Genomic DNA, 16,198 nt, shown 5'->3' on the forward strand with positions numbered 1-16,198 from the left:
AAATCAGACTCGCTTTCAGGCTGGTGAATATTTAAATGAATTTCAAAAAATATATTTGGTCACTTGTTGTTTTGATAATCATTTCCTTAAGTATAGCCCTTGCCGGCTATAGTTTTCTTGCGCTCCCAACTCCTAATTTGCCGGAAGCCTCAAAGGTTTATGATACAAATAACAAGGTAATTGCAACCCTTTACAAAGAAAACCGTGTAGAGATACCTGTAGAAAGAATTCCCCAGGTAACCCAAAATGCTTTTATAGCCGTTGAAGATTCACGTTTCTATAAACACTTTGGTCTGGATCCAATCCGCATAATCGGAGCTGCCTGGCACAACCTGAGATCGCGAAAAATAGTAGAAGGCGGTAGTACCATAACTCAGCAAACTGTGAAAAACCTTTACCTTTCCGGAGAAAAAACATTTGGTCGTAAGTTCAGGGAATTAGTGCTGGCTATCCAGATTGAGCATAAATACTCCAAAAAGAAAATTCTTGAACTGTACCTGAACCAGATATATTTTGGTCATGGCGCATATGGCATAGAAATTGCCACCCAAACTTATTTTGACAAGCATGCATCAGACCTTGGCCTGGCTGAAAGCGCCATGCTGGCTGGACTCCCCAAAGCACCTAATAATTATTCTCCCTTTCAAAACTGGGAAAAAGCCCGGAACCGCCAGAAAATTGTCCTGGAGCGAATGGTTGATGTGGGATTTATCAGCCGTGAGGAAGCCGATGCGGCCTTCCGGGAAAAACTTATATTAAAATCAAGTACTGCAAAGTCAGAAACCGCTCCGTATTTTATTAATGAAGTAATCCGATATTTAACAGATAAATACGAAAATGGAGCTAATATGATTTATGCTGAAGGTATCTCTGTTTATACTAGCCTGGACCTAAATATGCAGTATGCAGCTGAAAATTCTTTTAACAATATGCTGGAAAATATGGATACAGATTTGGAAGGTGCTCTCGTTGCTATCGAACCTAATACCGGATATATTAGGGCAATGGTCGGTGGGCGAGATTTTTCCTTATCAAAATTTAATAGGGCTACCCAGGCAAAAAGACAACCCGGTTCAGCATTTAAACCGTTTTTATACACCGCAGCCATTGACCGCGGATATACGCAGGGAAGCACCCTTACCTGTGAATATGTTGAGTTTCCACAAGATAATGGCAAATTGTATACACCAACTGATTACGGAACTATTCCCTACCATAACCGAGCGCTTACTTTAAAAGAAGCCTTGAAAATTTCTGATAACGTTATTGCTGTTAAGCTTGTTAATCAGGTCACACCCCTTGTAATGGCCGAATACGCTAACAGGATGGGCATAGAAAGTAATCTTAGACCATACCTGTCCCTGGCATTAGGCACTTCAGAGGTTACTCCCCTTGAAATAACCGGCGCATACAGCACCCTGGCTTCCGGAGGCATTAAAAGCAAGCCCTTCTTTATACTTAAAATCATCGATAAAGACGGCCATCTAATTGAAGAAAACGCTCCAATAACGGAGCGGGTAATCTCTGATACAACGGCATACCTGGTAACTGATATGTTGTCTGCGGTTTTTGATTCCGGCGGTACCGCCGCTTCACTTGCCGGTATTATTTCACGTCCCGCTGCCGGCAAAACAGGCACAACGCAAAATTACCGTGATGCCTGGTTTGTCGGCTATACACCCCGCTTAGCGGCAGGTGTTTATATCGGTTATGATAATCCCGAAAAAAACGTGGGTATTCCCGGCGGAAAAATTGCTGGTCCAATATGGGCCAATTTCATGTCAGATGCCCTCAAAGATATTCCCCCGGAGAAATTCATTGTCCCTCCTGATATCGTTACTGTAAATATCTGCACAGATACTGGACTGCTGGCAACATCCCATTCACCCGATATTATTACAGCATGTTTTCTAAAGGGAACCGAACCACAAAAACCCTGCCCCCTTCATTTCTTCTCAGACTCCAAAAAGAGAAGAGACCCACGGAACACCTGGCCCAGATTTTTTGACAACTGGCCCCGATTCTTTAACAACTGGCCATAAATTACATTGTTAATGGGCCTCCATTGGTTTCAATTACCTTAACAATCTGTTCCTCATCACCTGTCAAGGCATTAATATAAACAATAAACTTATCACCCTCAAGTGACCCCTTGAATTCATATACCAATACTTCTTCCAAATTCTCCCTTGGGATTACCGCCAGCCTTTTGGAAGTAACTTTGAGATTGGGATTTACTTTTCTTAAAGCCTGCTTTTCACTCAGTGTTGGTCTTGGAAGCTGCCTGTTATGGTGATTTATTAAAAATCCGGTGCCTTCAAAACCTACTATTTGTCCTGTATCCATGGCTACTTTCACCTTCATCAGATCAGGATAAATTAGTATCCCGTCCTGCTCATATTCAAAAATAACTATTCCCGTATTTTGCTGTTCAATAAAATATGTTGGCTGCATATTATCTATATTTCGGCTTTTTAAAAAACTTAGGGCCAATGAAACAGCCTTGTCCGAAGATATTGCAGCCTTGTTCACCCTGCGGTTGTTCAGCATAAACAGCGTATGTCCGCCTTTTTTGGATATGTCGACCGTGACAGAGGGTTCTACCTCTTGTTGTGATGCGAGATAAACCCTGAAGGCAGGTATTATGCCATTAACATTCTCAATATTGATGACCCTGTATTTTAGGGAAGTCCCTGCCTCCGCAAATATCCGGGCAAGGGTACCGGCCTTCTCCTTGCTAATAATGTTTCCCGTAAGACCCAATGGTTTTCTGTTTATAATGTGGTCTGAAAAAGGCCCATCATAAATCAGGGTGGGGAAATCCTCCATTTTTTTGTTAATGTTTTCCAGGCCACTGGGTACATTGACCTCTTGTCCCATATCTTTTTGAGACTTTGTTTTGATTTCACCCCATGTAAGCCTGTAATCAGCAGCCTTTTTTTCAATGTTCTCCAGTTCAGCGGCAAGATACCCGGCTTCAGTATGAAGCTCATTTATTTTAGTGATGTCTTCGGCCTTAATAGTTTCGCCCCTAGCAAATTTTTTAGCCAATGACCACACAAAGTCCCCTGCCTGAGTAAGAAAGGTGGCGGTCCGGGTCATACTGGAGCCTGTAATGGGTATCTGGGCCAGATTTTCCCTGGCGGCAAAAGACTCCTGCCAGACATCGGAAAAAATCACCATTCGTTGTAAGGGGGAATTTGATACAAGGCTCTTAGAAAGCATAACTTCCATGTTTTCCACATGATCCATCAACTGATAAAATGCCCTTTGGTTATTATTGTTCATATAGGTAATAATCTGTTCCCTGTCCCTGGATAAGCCGTATCCCCAGTATACCAGCCCGCCTATGACCAATACGGCAGCCAGACCGGAAATCATCCACCATTTCTTCTTCAAAATAATAATCCCCTTTCTCGTTCAGTTTCTTTTCTGCCTTACAAGCCTTGACTACGGCTTTACTTGGCAAATACATGGGCCCCTATTGTAGTGATAATTGGCCTTGACCATATCCAACTACTCACCTGTTTAGCAGGGTTCCAAAAAAATAATGCTCCCTGAGTAGGGTCCCATCCATTCATAGCGTCCTGGGCAGCCTTTACTGAATCTTGAGAGGGCTGTGCATTGGCTATCCCATTAGAAATTGATTCAAAAGCATACGGTTGGTAAATAACCCCTGCCATAGAGTTCGGAAACTGGTCGCTTTCAACCCTGTTTAAAACCACTGCTGCCACAGCAACTTTACCCAGGTACAATTCATTTGCTGCTTCCCCATTGACCACCCGCGCCAAGAGGTAAACATCATCCCTGGCCGAAATACCCCTTGAAGGCTGATATTCATCTGACCGGCTTACCGTATAACCCAGGGCCTGCCATGTCGCAGGGCCTACTATTCCATCAACAGCAAGGCCGTTTTTTGCTTGAAATTTTTTTACTGCATTTGCAGTACCTGCGCCAAATATTCCATCAACTGCCCCCGTATAGTAGCCCCAGTTCTTTAGCTTAGTCTGTACCTTGGAAACCTCAGCTCCCGAAGAACCCCAATACAGATTAGGTGTCTGGGCGGAAATAGTACGGGAATAAATTAAAACTCCCGAAAAAACCGCCACTACCATCAACGCTATTACAATAAATCTTTTAACTCCAACCTTTCGCATTAATGACCTTCTCCTTTCACTTTTTGCCAGTTCATTATAATTACCTATAGTTAATCCAAGCATTGCCTATCATAAAATATAGTTTCCCTAACAGACTCCATGTATGTATTATTATTGTTGATTATTATGAACGCGATATATTGACTGATATGACTTAAGCTATTAAACTATATTTGTCGTAGAAAGACAAAAAGTCCAAGGCGCGAAGCCTTGAACATGAAGCATCTCGAATTTCCGAGAGCGTACTCTTTATTGCTTATCGTAAATATTGAGAAGTTTGTGCCCCACAGCAAGAGGCAGAATTACTGTGAGGAACGCTGTATACATAAGGAATTTTCCGATCGCTCCTGGCTTTTTCGGAGATGTTCGTTCCTCACGCTCAATCATTTGTATGGCATTGTGTGGGCAAATATCAAAACAATTTCCACAGCCCAGGCATTTTGCCGCATCAATAATACCCTGCTCAATATCTATAGCCCCTTGGGGACACTTATCAAGACACCTGCCGCATTTAATACAGTTGCGACTACTAATTTGAGCCGCAAAAAACCCGTCGGCCACAGCGCTTTTAATGCCATATTCACTTCTCAGCCTGTAAGGCACACAACAACATGTACAGCAGTTGCAGATAACGTATTGATCCGGTGTTACACAATGGGTAATTGACCTTATCAGGCCGCGTTCAGGTGATCCCATGATAATCCGTACTGCTTCCTCTATTGAAACAGACCTCTCTTTTCTTAAGCTGCCCAAAACCTCGGCCCCGGTATTTATGGCAATACAGGTCCTTATGGGATTATCACAATTCCCGTATTTAACCCTGCAGGCACAGTCCATAACGGCTATCTTAAATGCCCCGGCCAGTACCTCAATACATTCATCTGCCGTTGCGGCCCTGCCTCCGTGTAAATATTTCCCATACTGTTCCGAAAAAAAACAAACTACCCTGCCTATCAGAGGAAGTTTGGTCATTCTACCTAAGAAAAGGTAATAATCCAAAGTATCCTTCACCCATTTTCCATAAGCCAGCAGCATAAGCTTTTTCATCCAAAACGGTTCACTGATTGAATGCTCTTCACACATTTATAATGCCCCCATAAGCGGATAATTGACATCTCACCCATATTCCGCCCACACCCAGTCTTATATAATCAGCCAGTCTTTGGAAACTGGTTGATATCCATGTTTATAAATAGCAGCCTTCATTTCTGCAATAGAACGCGTATCGGAAATTTCAAACTGCCCATCATGACCGTCCCCGTCCAGCCGCCCCCCAACTTCGGTGCAGGAACCGGCTGACATTTTGGTAACACCAAGCCTAATCAGGTTATCCCTTAACTCAGAAGTTTCCCTAGTAGAAATAGTGATCCCCACACGGGGCAAAAAAAGTCTTATTGCCAGTATCATTTGGACCAGTTCCCTGTCAGTTACCGTTACCGCAGGCCGAAATTGTCCTGCTGCCGGCCTGATGCGTGGAAATGAGACACTTATTTCAGTATCAGGATATTCATCCTGAAGGTATTTTGCATGCAGCCCAAGTGTAAAAACCTCACTCCTCCAATCAGCAAGGCCCAGCAGAGCCCCCAGGTTAACAGTCCGCATCCCGGACTGACAAGCCCGCTCAGGTGCATCAAGGCGAAACCGGTAATTTTTTTTTGGTCCTTTAATGTGAAGCCGGTCATAAATTACCGGGTCATATACCTCCTGGTACACCGTCATTCCGTCAACTCCGGCCGCTACTAATACTTGATACCCAGCTGTTTCCATGGGATATACTTCAATGGATACTGAAGAAAAATACTTCCTCAGCCTCCCGGTACATTCGGCCAAGTATTCCAATGATGCCTGGCGCGGTGCTTCTCCGGTAAGGATAAGCAGATGTCTTAATCCTGTCCCGGCAATAATCCGGCCTTCCCGTTCCACCTCTGCAACAGTTAGGGTTCTGCGACGCATAGGATTTATGGTGTTAAAGCCGCAATAAACACATTCGTTGGTACAAAAATCCGAAAGATACATAGGTGTATACAAACTGATTACCCTGCCAAAATTTCTTACAGTCAAGTGATGTGCCTTTTGGGCCATAGGCTCCAGCATTTCACCGGCAGCCGGAGACAAAAGCGTTAGAAATCCAGTCTCATTAATCGTGTTTTCCCCAATTACTTTTTCTACCTGTTGAACTGTCATATCTCTAAATACTCTGTTAAAATCATTATCTTTAAACTCACTATATATTTCATAAAAACCCATCTGCAATCATTCCAATCAGTTTCAATAATTTATTCAGAGTCCCGCAGGAACCCGGTCAAAGGTGATGAAGCCTCTGCATACAACTTGGCAGGCCCGGGCCCGGCCAGATATCCCTGACGACCTGCTTTCACCGCCATACTGAAGGCTTCTGCCATGGCTACGGGGTCATCGGCCACCGCAATTGCGGTATTGACAAGCACTGCAGCAGCACCCATTTCCATCGCCTCTGCAGCCTCTGAAGGCCTGCCGATACCGGCATCAACAATTATGGGCAAATCGATTTCGTCAATAAGTATCCTCACCAACTCCCTGGTCTGCAGTCCCCTGTTAGACCCTATGGGGGAACCCAGGGGCATAACTGCCGCCGCCCCGGCATCCCTCATCTGGCGGGCAACCATCAAGTCCGGACTCATATACGGGAATACCGCAAATCCTTCACCGGCAAGTATTTCCGTAGCCTTTAGGGTTTCATAGTTGTCAGGAAGCAGGTACTTATTATCTTTAATGACTTCTATTTTTACCCAATTGCCACATCCGGCGGCCCTGGCAATACGGGCAATCCTGATTGCCTCATCGGCAGTGCGTGCCCCGGATGTATTCGGCATCAAAACACACTCTTTGTCGATATAATTGAGCATATTCTCCTGCTGGCTTTCAAAATCAACCCTACGGAGAGCAACAGTTACCACCTGTACCCCGGATGCTTTAATTACATCAGGGATTAGAGCATCAGAAGCAAATTTTCCCGTACCCAGAAACAAGCGGTTTTGGATTTCCTGTCCGCCTATCTTCAAAATATCCATTTTTTAACCTCCTCCAACAAAACGAAGTATTTCCAATTCATCATTTTCTTTGAGCACGATTTCGGACCAAACGCCTTTATCAATAATATCCCCGTTATACTGTACAACAACTGCCCCCGGCATAATCCCCCGGGCTTCCAAAAGGCAGGCAATACTCAGTGAAGGTTCTGTTTCAGTTACCTTACCGTTAATTTTTATCTGCATAATACCATCACCCTTTTTATTAATGAATCCTAATAAAACAGCTGCAGGCTTACCAAAAGGCAAGCCTGCTTTGTTAACAAAACACTAGCTTCCCTTCGCCGGCATTATCCGGGATTCAGGTTCCAAGGGTTGGTTAAAAAACCTCTCAGCCTTTTGAGCACCCCTAGCTAACAACATTTTAGCGGATGTTATTAATTTAAATTATATATTTTTTTTTTTTGTTTGTAAATGAAACTTTTTTCTGCTATAATTAATATACCCCATAGGGGTATATTAATTGCCGTGGGGTTAATATTAATTATTCAGGTATACTATTTTGATTAAATTAAGGAGGTTTTTAAAATGACAAATGAGAAAAAAGCCGTAATTAATGAAACCCTTTGTGATCATTCACCATTCTGTGCCGCCAAAAAAGTCTGTGAATTTGGGGCTATCACCCAAAAAACACAAGGGCTTTTTAATGCTGAGGTCCCTGAAATTGACAGAGATACATGTGTCGGCTGTGGAAAATGTGTTGATTACTGTCCACATGGCGCTATCCAAATGAAATAAGTTCTGTTAACCGTCCTTACTAAATATGTGATTTTCATTCTTTAAGGTCAGTCGTTTTACTAACTGTTCCATATCTATTCCAGATACATTTTTAAGCATTTCGGGAGCGGTCGCCATCAGGGATGTCACATAATTACTTACCCGGACCGCTCCTTCACCATGGCCAGTATCCACAACAGTAAGTTTGTCAATGGATTTGACAGGCTCTGCCACCCTGCCGGCCAGCTCAGGCAGCATCTTAACAATAATATCCAGGACAGCGGCTTCGCCGAACTTCTCAAAGGCCTCAGCAAGCTTCTCTTTTGCTTCGGCTTCAGCAAGACCCTTTAACCGGATTACTTCTGCTTCAGCAGTACCCTTTGCTTTTTCAGCTTCTGCTACAGCTAAACCTTCCAGCCGCTTCTGTTCTGCATTAGCCTTAGCCTCTGCTTCAATTTTGTACTGTATGGCATCAGCCTCACGGAGCCTTCTTGCCTTATCAGCTTCGGCCGCCTGCACCACTGAATATCGGTCGGCATCAGCTTTTTTCTTTACCTCCGCATCGTACTGCTTTTCCCGCCGCAGGATTTCTTTTTCCTGAAGGTCAATCTCCCGTTCCTTGCGGACCAGTTCTATTTTCATTTGTTCTTCAACAGCCATCTGCTGGGAGCGGGCTTCTTGAATGCAGTATGCCTGGTCAGCTTCAGCCTTGGCAGTATCCTGTTCCTGTTTAAATGCCGCAATTTTTAGTTCCTTTTCTTTTGAAGCTTCTGCCACATTGGTATCTCGCAGCAGTTCCGCCTTTTGGCCTTCTTCCTCAGCTTGGGCCTTTTGAATCCGGGCATCCCTGATGGCTTGGGCCTCAGCAATCTCTGCATCCCTCTTAACTGCAGCTATTCTTGGCTTACCCAGGGCATCTAAATAACCTTGCTTATCTCTGACATCCTTTATTGTAAAAGAAACTATCTGGAGTCCCATTTTCTTGAGGTCCTTGGCTGCCACCCCCTGGACCTCCTGGGCAAACTTATCCCGATTACGATAAACCTCTTCCACTGTCATTGTGCCAAGAATAGCCCTTAGATGTCCTTCGAGCACTTCCTGGGCCTCAGACTTAAGGGCTTCCTGGGGTTTACCCATAAACTGTTCGGCTGCAGTTGCCACATCCTCAACAGAACTTCCTATTTTGATAATCGCCACCCCGTCAGCCATTACCGGGACTCCCTGCTCAGTATACACTTCAGGAGTGGAAATATCCAGTTTCAGGGATAGGAGTGATACAGTTTCCGCCTGCTGGAAAACAGGCAGGATAAATGCCCCACCACCTCTGATAATCTTGATTTTACGCCCTGATTCATCAATCAGTACGTTCTTGCTCCCCAGATACGATCCCGTGATAATCATTGCCTCATCGGGGCCCACTGTCTTGTATCTTGCCCAGAACGCCAGACCTAACACCACAATTACCGCAGTTACCAATACAGGGATAAAGAGAAAACCAGGTATATAAATCATATTAATCCTCCCTCTAAATATAATTAGTTTTCCTCATAGCGAAATACATATAAAACACTGTCCTTTGCTTCAGCAACCACAACCCTGATACCAGCAGGCAATTCCTCACCATCAAAACTGGCTGCAATCTGGTTGGTATTTCCCGCACCGATTTTCACTAACACTTCACCATAACCTTTGGCCGGAACCGGAACAGTAACCTCCCCGAACTTACCGACCAGATCTTGAATAGAAAATCCCGTGGAATTTTCCGTCTTTTTCATAGGTTTCACATATAAAAAATATACGGCAATTGATAATAGAATCGCCGCTAACAGAGATATAACGGCAACAGGAAAAGAATCCAGAGAGGTATACATAGTAAGGGTAGCACCCGTACCGCCAAAAACAGTAATCCCTCCAACTATGACCATTGGCTGGAGAAAATCCAGGTGGTCAAATGACAGAGCATCTAACACCCCGTCAAAAGCGTCTCCAAGGATATCTCCGAATATTACGGTAATCAAAGCAAAGAATACTCCACCTGCCAGACATCCCCAATACAGCTCCAGCATACCTTTCCTCCCCGAAGTAGTTACTTACTTTTGATCGGCTTCCCGGACCCTGAGTTTTTCTTTTAATAAAGCTAATTCCGTGTCAATTTCTCTGTCACTCCCAAGAGCTTCAAGTTCCACATCAAGGGACCTGCTGGATCCCCTCATCTCTGAAGCCACATCTGCCTCGGCTTCTAACTGCATAACCTTTTCTTCCATCCTTTCGAAGCCTCGCCTGGCATTATCTTTAGCAAATCCGCCCATTGCTCCGTGAATCTCCTTCCGAGCCTTGGCAGCTTGAGCCCTGGCAAGTAATGTGTCCCTTTTGGCCCGAAGCTTTTCATATTCATCCTTCATCTCACGAAGCTGAGACTTAAGGGTTTCGGCAGCAGCCCCGGAATTATCAAACTGAATTTTATAGTCACCGGCTTTGGCCATATGAAGTTTTTTATCCAAGAGAGCTTTTCTTGCCAAATCCTCACGGTCTTTTTCGAGAGCCTCAATAGCCTGAGCCTCACGTCTGGCAGCCATTGCTCCTGCATCTTCATACTGTGCCTGAAACTTCCTTACAACAGCCAACTGCCTGGCAACAGCCGCTTCAGCATCGGCAATGTCATCTTCCATGTCCCTAAGGTATTGGTCCAGCAATTTCACCGGGTCTTCAGCCTTATCAACCATGGCATTAAGATTAGCCCGGATGTTATCACTGATCCGTTTAAATAAACCCATTAAAATCACTCCTTTTTAAAACACTCCACCCAAATGTTCGACAATATTTTTCATTGTTATAATTTTACATTTATCCCTTATCTCCTCCTTTCTTTTCGAAGTTATGTAAGAATTTTACTTTACAACCACAATATATCACATGTTTATTTTTGCCGCAACACATAGTTTTCGTTACCTCTTCTCGTGGTTGGTCAAAAATAACATCTGCGTCCCCGTAGCTCTTTCTTTCATAACCTAGCTATCCAAATCTTGTTTTATCTTTTTAAATAGCTTGCCACATGGTAATAAATACTATATAATTGGTGAAGAGGTGGTTAATTATGTTTACTAAGGAAAGCCTGGAAAAACTTGTTCAGGAAATCTCCCATCCCGGTGAAATCGGAATTGCCGATATTCCCGATGTTAGCCTTTACATGGAGCAACTCACTTCCATCATTGAAAACAAAATGGAAAATTTCAAGAGGCATCCGGAAGATAAAATCCTTACTAAAACCATGATTAATAACTATACTAAAGCCGGGCTGCTAATGCCTCCGCAAAACAAGAAATATTCCAAAGAACACATCATTCTTCTGATTCTTACCTATCATTTAAAAAATATTATTTCAATTACTGATATTAGGGCTTTATTCAGACCTATTCTAAACAACCTAGCCTCAAGGGAAGATGATGTTATATCCCTTGAGGAAATATATGCAACCTTCCTGGAACTTAAGAAAATAGAATTTGACAGCTTTTATGACAGCCTAATCGAAAAATTTACCGTAATCAAAGAAAAAACCCGGTCAATTGATATTGATAACCGAGAAATGGCAGAATTGTTTCTTATTGTAGTCATGCTGATAGCTCAATCGAATGCCCAGAAACGGCTGGCGGAAAAAATTATTGATACGTATTTTAAAGTTGAAACCGAATCAAGATAATTTATCTGCTTATATTGCACCACTAATTATATTACACCACTAAAAATGGCTGCCCTGTTAATTTACGGGCAGCCATTTTATTTAGCCAATTTTCGAACCGCTTACTGTCTCTGCTTCCAGATTTTGCACAGCAACAGACAGCATCAGTTTAATACGGTTAAGCTGATTAACCTCACTCGCTCCAGGGTCATAATCAATTGGAGCAATATTTGCCAAGGGATACGACCTTCTGAGTTCCCTGATCATACCCTTCCCGGTTATATGGTTTGGCAGGCAGGCAAAGGGTTGCAGGCACACAACGTTGTATACACCACTATGGATAAGTTCAACCATTTCACCTGTAAGGAACCACCCTTCACCTGTCTGGTGTGCCAGTGAAAGGTGCTTTTCCGCAAACCGCGCTATCTCTTCAATAGGTTTAGGAGGATGAAAACGCCTGCTCCTTTCCAGGGCCTTTTTCATATCTTTTCGATAGTACTCCATAAATTTTATGGATATCTGGCCTGAAACCATGTTTTTGAAGCTTCCTGACAACTGCTTATACTTAATTTTATTGTCAAAAGCACTGTAAAACAGAAAATCTGTCAAATCCGGTACTACAGCCTCCGCACCCTCAGCTTCCAAGAGTTCTACTATATTATTATTAGCAGTAGGATGGAATTTAACTAAAATTTCGCCGACAACTCCCACCCGTGGCTTGATCAAATCCTCATGAATTTCAAAAGCTTCAAAATCTGCAACAATTTTATAAATGTTTTCCTTAAACTGTTTTCTCCCAGCACTGCGCAGTGATTCCTGGCATTTTTCCACCCATTGTTCATACAGACGGTTGGCGGAACCGGGTACCTTTTCATATGGCCTTACCCTGTATAACAATCTCATGAAAAGGTCTCCATAAACCAACCCCATCATGAGCTTATCCAGCATAGGAAGGGTTACTTTAAAGCCAGGATGCTTTTCCAGGCCGGAAGCATTGAGGGACAACACCGGAACCTGCTCCATACCGGCATCCCTTAAAGCCTTTTTAAGAAAAGCAATGTAGTTGGTAGCCCTGCAGCCCCCTCCGGTTTGAGTTATAATCACAGAAGTACTGTCCAGGTCATATTCCCCGGACATCAATGCCTTCATTAACTGCCCAACCACAATTATTGCAGGGTAGCAGGCGTCATTATGAACATACCGCAGCCCCTCATCAATAGCCGACTTATCTACTGATGGGAGTACTTTAATATCATAACCGGCACGCTCAAATCCTGTCCTCAGAAACTGGAAATGAACAGGCGACATCTGGGGTGCCAGAATTGTATGGGTCTTTTTCATTTCTTCGGTAAATACAACTTTGGGCTGCATTTTGACAGTCTGCTCTGGCTTGTAGTTTTTCTTTTCCCTTTCAATGATGGCGGCTATCAAGGAACGGACTCTTATCCTGGCGGCACCAAGGTTATTTATTTCATCTATTTTTAATAAAGTATATACTTTGCCGTGATTATCCAGTATTTCTTTTATCTGGTCAGTTGTAACCGCATCCAGACCACAGCCAAAGGAATTAAGCTGAATCAATTCCAGATTTGGCTGAACGGCCACAAAAGCAGCGGCTGCATACATCCTGGAATGGTAAACCCACTGGTCCACCACCCTAAGCGGTCTTTCCACTGTACCCAGATGCCTGATGGCATCCTCGGATAAAACCCCAAATCCATAAGAATTAATCATTTCCGGAATGCCATGATTTATTTCAGGATCAATATGGTATGGCCGCCCGGCCAGCACTATTCCTTTTATATTATTCTCATTTAAGTATCTGAGGGTTGCTTCTCCCTCTTTACGTACATCCTCCTTATACCGTTCCAGTTCCCGGTACGCTTTTTCAACTGCGCGGGCAATGTCCTTCCTGGGGATGCCTTCTGAAGCAAGTTCTTCCGCCAGCCGTTTAACCATCCTTTCCGGCATGTCAAGGGGCAGGAAGGGATGATAAAAGGTAATTCCGGGAGCTCTGGTTATATCCATGTTGGCACTGATAGTTTCCGGGTAAGAGGTAACTATAGGACAATTAAACCTGTTGTTGGCTTCAGGGTCTTCTTTAATATTATAAGGGATACACGGGAAAAATATCTTTGGGATACCTTTATTAACTATCAAGTCTGCAATATGCCCATGAACTATTTTGGCCGGATAACACGCCGACTCGGAAGGGATGGTTTCCATGCCCAGCTCGTAAATCTTCTTTGAAGAACGTCCCGAAATAATGACCCTATATCCCAACTCTGTAAAAAAGGTAAACCAGAACGGGTAATCTTCGTAAATATTCAATGCCCTGGGAATCCCAATGATACCCCTGGGAGCATCCTCCTGAGGCAGTGGTTTATAACAAAACAGCCTCTTGTATTTATATTTATATAAATTGGGAATATTGTTTTCAGCCCGTTCTTTACCGGCACCACGTTCGCACCTGTTGCCAGACACAAACTCGGTCCCGTTCGAAAATGACTTAACCGTAACCAGGCAGTTATTTCCACACAAGCCGCAACGTTTCATTGAAGTATCAATTTTAAAAGATTCCAGCTCAGTTGCCCGAAGAAGGGTAGAAGAACGCCCTCGTTCAAAGCGATCCCTGGCAATCAGGGCAATCCCGAAAGCACCCATTATACCAGCAATGTCCGGTCGGACAACTTCAGTACCGGTAATCTTCTCCATAGCCCGAAGGACTGCTTCATTATAAAAAGTCCCTCCCTGGACTACAATTTTACGGCCCAGGTCATCTGCATTTCTAAGCCTGATAACTTTAAACAGGGCATTCTTGATAACTGAAACAGATATTCCGGCAGAAATATCACTTATTTCTGCCCCTTCCTTTTGTGCCTGTTTTACTTTAGAGTTCATAAAAACAGTGCAGCGAGTTCCAAGATCTACAGGGTTCCCGGCCATGACCCCCATACCAACAAAGTCCTTAACATCCATGTTCAGGGAATTGGCAAAGTTTTCTATAAATGAACCACATCCCGAAGAGCAGGCTTCATTCAACATAATGGAATCAATCACACCATCTCGAATGACCATGCTTTTCATATCCTGTCCGCCAATATCGAGAACAAAATCGACTCCCGGCAGAAAAAATTCTGCACCTTTATAATGGGCTACGGTTTCTATCTCTCCAACATCTACTTTCAGGGCCGCCTTTATTAGATGTTCGCCATAACCCGTGACAGCAGAATAAACTATGTTTGTTTCTTTATTTAATTGCCCGTAAAGATTTTTCAGTGCTGCAATGGTAGATTCCAAAGGACTTCCCATATTGCTCCCATAGTGGGAATACAAAAGGTTCCCCTCTTTGTCAATTAACGCAATCTTAGTTGTGGTAGACCCTGCATCAATACCCAAGAAAGCATCTCCACGACAGCTCTCCAACGAGACTCTCTTCACCCTGTGCAGAGAATGCCTGGCAGTAAACTCCCGGTACTCCTTATCATTGGCAAAAAGTGGTTCCATGTTTCCACTTTCTTTCATATCAAGCATTGATATAAAAGGAGATCTTTCATATAGGCATTCATAAGCCACCGGCTGTTCCTTCCGGGAAGATAATGCCGCTCCTAAGGCCACAAAATACTGAGAATCTTCAGGGAAAATAACGCTTTTGTTGTTCAACCTCAAGGTATCACTAAAACGATTCCTGAGTTCTGACATGAAATGGAGCGGTCCTCCCAAAAAAGCAACTTTTCCAGAGATAGGTCTTCCTTGAGCCAGACCGCTAATAGTCTGGTTAACAACTGCTTGAAGAATAGATGCAGCAATATCTTCTTTTGCCGCTCCTTCATTCAGCAGAGGCTGGATATCGGTTTTGGCAAACACACCACACCTTGATGCAATAGGGTAAATGTTTTGATACCCTTTTGCCATTTCATTCAATCCTGCCGGGTCCGTCTGCAGCAGTGACGCCATCTGGTCAATAAATGCACCTGTTCCCCCGGCACAGGTTCCATTCATCCTTTGTTCTATCGAATCGCCAAAATAAGTTATTTTAGCATCTTCACCACCAAGCTCAATAGCTACATCAGTATGAGGAATCATACTCCTAACCGCATCTAAACAAGCCATAACCTCCTGAATAAAAGGTACGGCTAATTTTTGAGCTATCCCAAAACCACCGGAACCCGTAATCATTATAGTCAGAAGGTTACGCTCCAAAACCGTTCTGGCATCTTCAAATAAAGAACTGACAGTATTTTTTATGTCTGAAAAATGCCGTAAATACTTTTTATATACAATTTTATCCTCCCCATTAAGAACAACCATTTTTACTGTTGTTGAGCCTACATCCAGCCCAACATTAAGTATTCCGTTCATATCAGCCCTCCGTGGTCAGCTAAAGACACTACAATCAAAGTGCAATTGTAGAATAATGTAGGATGTTAGTGATTTCTAGCACTATTCTATCAATTTATGACTCATTATTCAATATCCCTATGACCTGTCTTTTGGTCAAGGTGAAAAAAAACGCATGGACATTATTCCCACGCGCTAACTACACTTAAAACCAATTTATACATAAATATATAGTTTCG

At 43.3% G+C, this 16,198-nt stretch carries 13 protein-coding genes and 1 riboswitch; of the genes, 3 read left to right on the plus strand and 10 right to left on the minus strand.

What is annotated here, in order from left to right:
• The first annotated feature begins 35 nt into the window (after positions 1-35).
• On the plus strand, positions 36-2,042 hold the full coding sequence (locus ABFY19_RS13460) for a penicillin-binding protein 1A (RefSeq protein WP_418791167.1): 2,007 nt from the start codon (positions 36-38) through the stop codon (positions 2,040-2,042).
• Position 2,043: 1 nt separating this feature from the next.
• Here ABFY19_RS13460 and ypeB read toward each other — a convergent pair whose 3' ends face one another.
• From ypeB to thiS, 6 genes are all read right to left on the minus strand, one after another.
• On the minus strand, positions 2,044-3,399 hold the full coding sequence (gene ypeB, locus ABFY19_RS13465) for a germination protein YpeB (RefSeq protein WP_418791168.1): 1,356 nt from the start codon (positions 3,397-3,399) through the stop codon (positions 2,044-2,046).
• A gap of 59 nt (positions 3,400-3,458) precedes the next feature.
• Complete coding sequence (gene sleB / locus ABFY19_RS13470; protein WP_418791169.1) at positions 3,459-4,157, minus strand: spore cortex-lytic enzyme; 699 nt, start codon at positions 4,155-4,157, stop codon at positions 3,459-3,461.
• Between the two features lie 249 nt (positions 4,158-4,406).
• Positions 4,407-5,240 carry a 4Fe-4S binding protein gene (locus tag ABFY19_RS13475; protein ID WP_418791170.1) on the minus strand — a complete coding sequence of 278 codons (834 nt, stop codon included), beginning with the start codon at positions 5,238-5,240 and terminating at the stop codon, positions 4,407-4,409.
• A 60-nt stretch (positions 5,241-5,300) separates the two neighbouring features.
• On the minus strand, positions 5,301-6,404 hold the full coding sequence (thiH, locus tag ABFY19_RS13480; RefSeq protein ID WP_418791171.1) for a 2-iminoacetate synthase ThiH: 1,104 nt from the start codon (positions 6,402-6,404) through the stop codon (positions 5,301-5,303).
• A gap of 29 nt (positions 6,405-6,433) precedes the next feature.
• Positions 6,434-7,207: a thiazole synthase gene (locus ABFY19_RS13485; protein WP_418791172.1), complete on the minus strand. Its 774-nt coding sequence runs from the start codon at positions 7,205-7,207 to the stop codon at positions 6,434-6,436.
• Between the two features lie 3 nt (positions 7,208-7,210).
• Positions 7,211-7,411 carry a sulfur carrier protein ThiS gene (thiS, locus tag ABFY19_RS13490; RefSeq protein ID WP_418791173.1) on the minus strand — a complete coding sequence of 67 codons (201 nt, stop codon included), beginning with the start codon at positions 7,409-7,411 and terminating at the stop codon, positions 7,211-7,213.
• A gap of 73 nt (positions 7,412-7,484) precedes the next feature.
• Positions 7,485-7,586: riboswitch (TPP riboswitch) on the minus strand.
• A gap of 167 nt (positions 7,587-7,753) precedes the next feature.
• On the opposite strand from thiS, the gene ABFY19_RS13495 reads away from it, so the two are divergent.
• Positions 7,754-7,963, plus strand: coding sequence for an ATP-binding protein (locus tag ABFY19_RS13495; protein WP_418791174.1), 210 nt, complete (start codon positions 7,754-7,756; stop codon positions 7,961-7,963).
• Positions 7,964-7,969: 6 nt separating this feature from the next.
• Here ABFY19_RS13495 and ABFY19_RS13500 read toward each other — a convergent pair whose 3' ends face one another.
• Genes ABFY19_RS13500 through ABFY19_RS13510 form a run of 3 tightly spaced genes read right to left on the minus strand, consistent with a single transcriptional unit; the run spans position 7,970 to position 10,716 of the window.
• Positions 7,970-9,454 carry an SPFH domain-containing protein gene (locus tag ABFY19_RS13500; protein WP_418791175.1) on the minus strand — a complete coding sequence of 495 codons (1,485 nt, stop codon included), beginning with the start codon at positions 9,452-9,454 and terminating at the stop codon, positions 7,970-7,972.
• A 23-nt stretch (positions 9,455-9,477) separates the two neighbouring features.
• Positions 9,478-10,008 (minus strand): NfeD family protein, encoded by a 531-nt coding sequence (locus tag ABFY19_RS13505; protein ID WP_418791176.1) that lies wholly within the window; start codon positions 10,006-10,008, stop codon positions 9,478-9,480.
• Between the two features lie 24 nt (positions 10,009-10,032).
• Entirely contained in the window at positions 10,033-10,716 is a 684-nt protein-coding gene (locus ABFY19_RS13510) for a PspA/IM30 family protein (protein ID WP_418791177.1), read from the minus strand.
• Between the two features lie 320 nt (positions 10,717-11,036).
• On the opposite strand from ABFY19_RS13510, the gene ABFY19_RS13515 reads away from it, so the two are divergent.
• Positions 11,037-11,639 (plus strand): DUF1836 domain-containing protein, encoded by a 603-nt coding sequence (locus ABFY19_RS13515; RefSeq protein WP_418791178.1) that lies wholly within the window; start codon positions 11,037-11,039, stop codon positions 11,637-11,639.
• An 81-nt stretch (positions 11,640-11,720) separates the two neighbouring features.
• Here ABFY19_RS13515 and ABFY19_RS13520 read toward each other — a convergent pair whose 3' ends face one another.
• Positions 11,721-15,980 carry an acyl-CoA dehydratase activase-related protein gene (locus ABFY19_RS13520; RefSeq protein ID WP_418791179.1) on the minus strand — a complete coding sequence of 1,420 codons (4,260 nt, stop codon included), beginning with the start codon at positions 15,978-15,980 and terminating at the stop codon, positions 11,721-11,723.
• Positions 15,981-16,198: the final 218 nt, after the last annotated feature.

The sequence above is a fragment of the Phosphitispora sp. TUW77 genome, assembly GCF_048453025.1.
Lineage (GTDB): Bacteria > Bacillota > Thermincolia > Thermincolales > UBA2595 > Phosphitispora.

What these genes read in the sequence shown, in the direction of transcription:
- ABFY19_RS13500 (WP_418791175.1), bottom strand. Translation starts at nt 9,454, where the DNA reads ATGATTTATATACCTGGTTTTCTCTTTATCCCTGTATTGGTAACTGCG.
- ABFY19_RS13485 (WP_418791172.1), bottom strand. Translation starts at nt 7,207, where the DNA reads ATGGATATTTTGAAGATAGGCGGACAGGAAATCCAAAACCGCTTGTTT.
- sleB (WP_418791169.1), bottom strand. Translation starts at nt 4,157, where the DNA reads ATGCGAAAGGTTGGAGTTAAAAGATTTATTGTAATAGCGTTGATGGTA.
- thiH (WP_418791171.1), bottom strand. Translation starts at nt 6,404, where the DNA reads ATGGGTTTTTATGAAATATATAGTGAGTTTAAAGATAATGATTTTAAC.
- ABFY19_RS13520 (WP_418791179.1), bottom strand. Translation starts at nt 15,980, where the DNA reads ATGAACGGAATACTTAATGTTGGGCTGGATGTAGGCTCAACAACAGTA.
- ABFY19_RS13495 (WP_418791174.1), top strand. Translation starts at nt 7,754, where the DNA reads ATGACAAATGAGAAAAAAGCCGTAATTAATGAAACCCTTTGTGATCAT.
- ABFY19_RS13505 (WP_418791176.1), bottom strand. Translation starts at nt 10,008, where the DNA reads ATGCTGGAGCTGTATTGGGGATGTCTGGCAGGTGGAGTATTCTTTGCT.
- ABFY19_RS13515 (WP_418791178.1), top strand. Translation starts at nt 11,037, where the DNA reads ATGTTTACTAAGGAAAGCCTGGAAAAACTTGTTCAGGAAATCTCCCAT.
- ABFY19_RS13510 (WP_418791177.1), bottom strand. Translation starts at nt 10,716, where the DNA reads ATGGGTTTATTTAAACGGATCAGTGATAACATCCGGGCTAATCTTAAT.
- ABFY19_RS13475 (WP_418791170.1), bottom strand. Translation starts at nt 5,240, where the DNA reads ATGTGTGAAGAGCATTCAATCAGTGAACCGTTTTGGATGAAAAAGCTT.
- thiS (WP_418791173.1), bottom strand. Translation starts at nt 7,411, where the DNA reads ATGCAGATAAAAATTAACGGTAAGGTAACTGAAACAGAACCTTCACTG.
- ABFY19_RS13460 (WP_418791167.1), top strand. Translation starts at nt 36, where the DNA reads ATGAATTTCAAAAAATATATTTGGTCACTTGTTGTTTTGATAATCATT.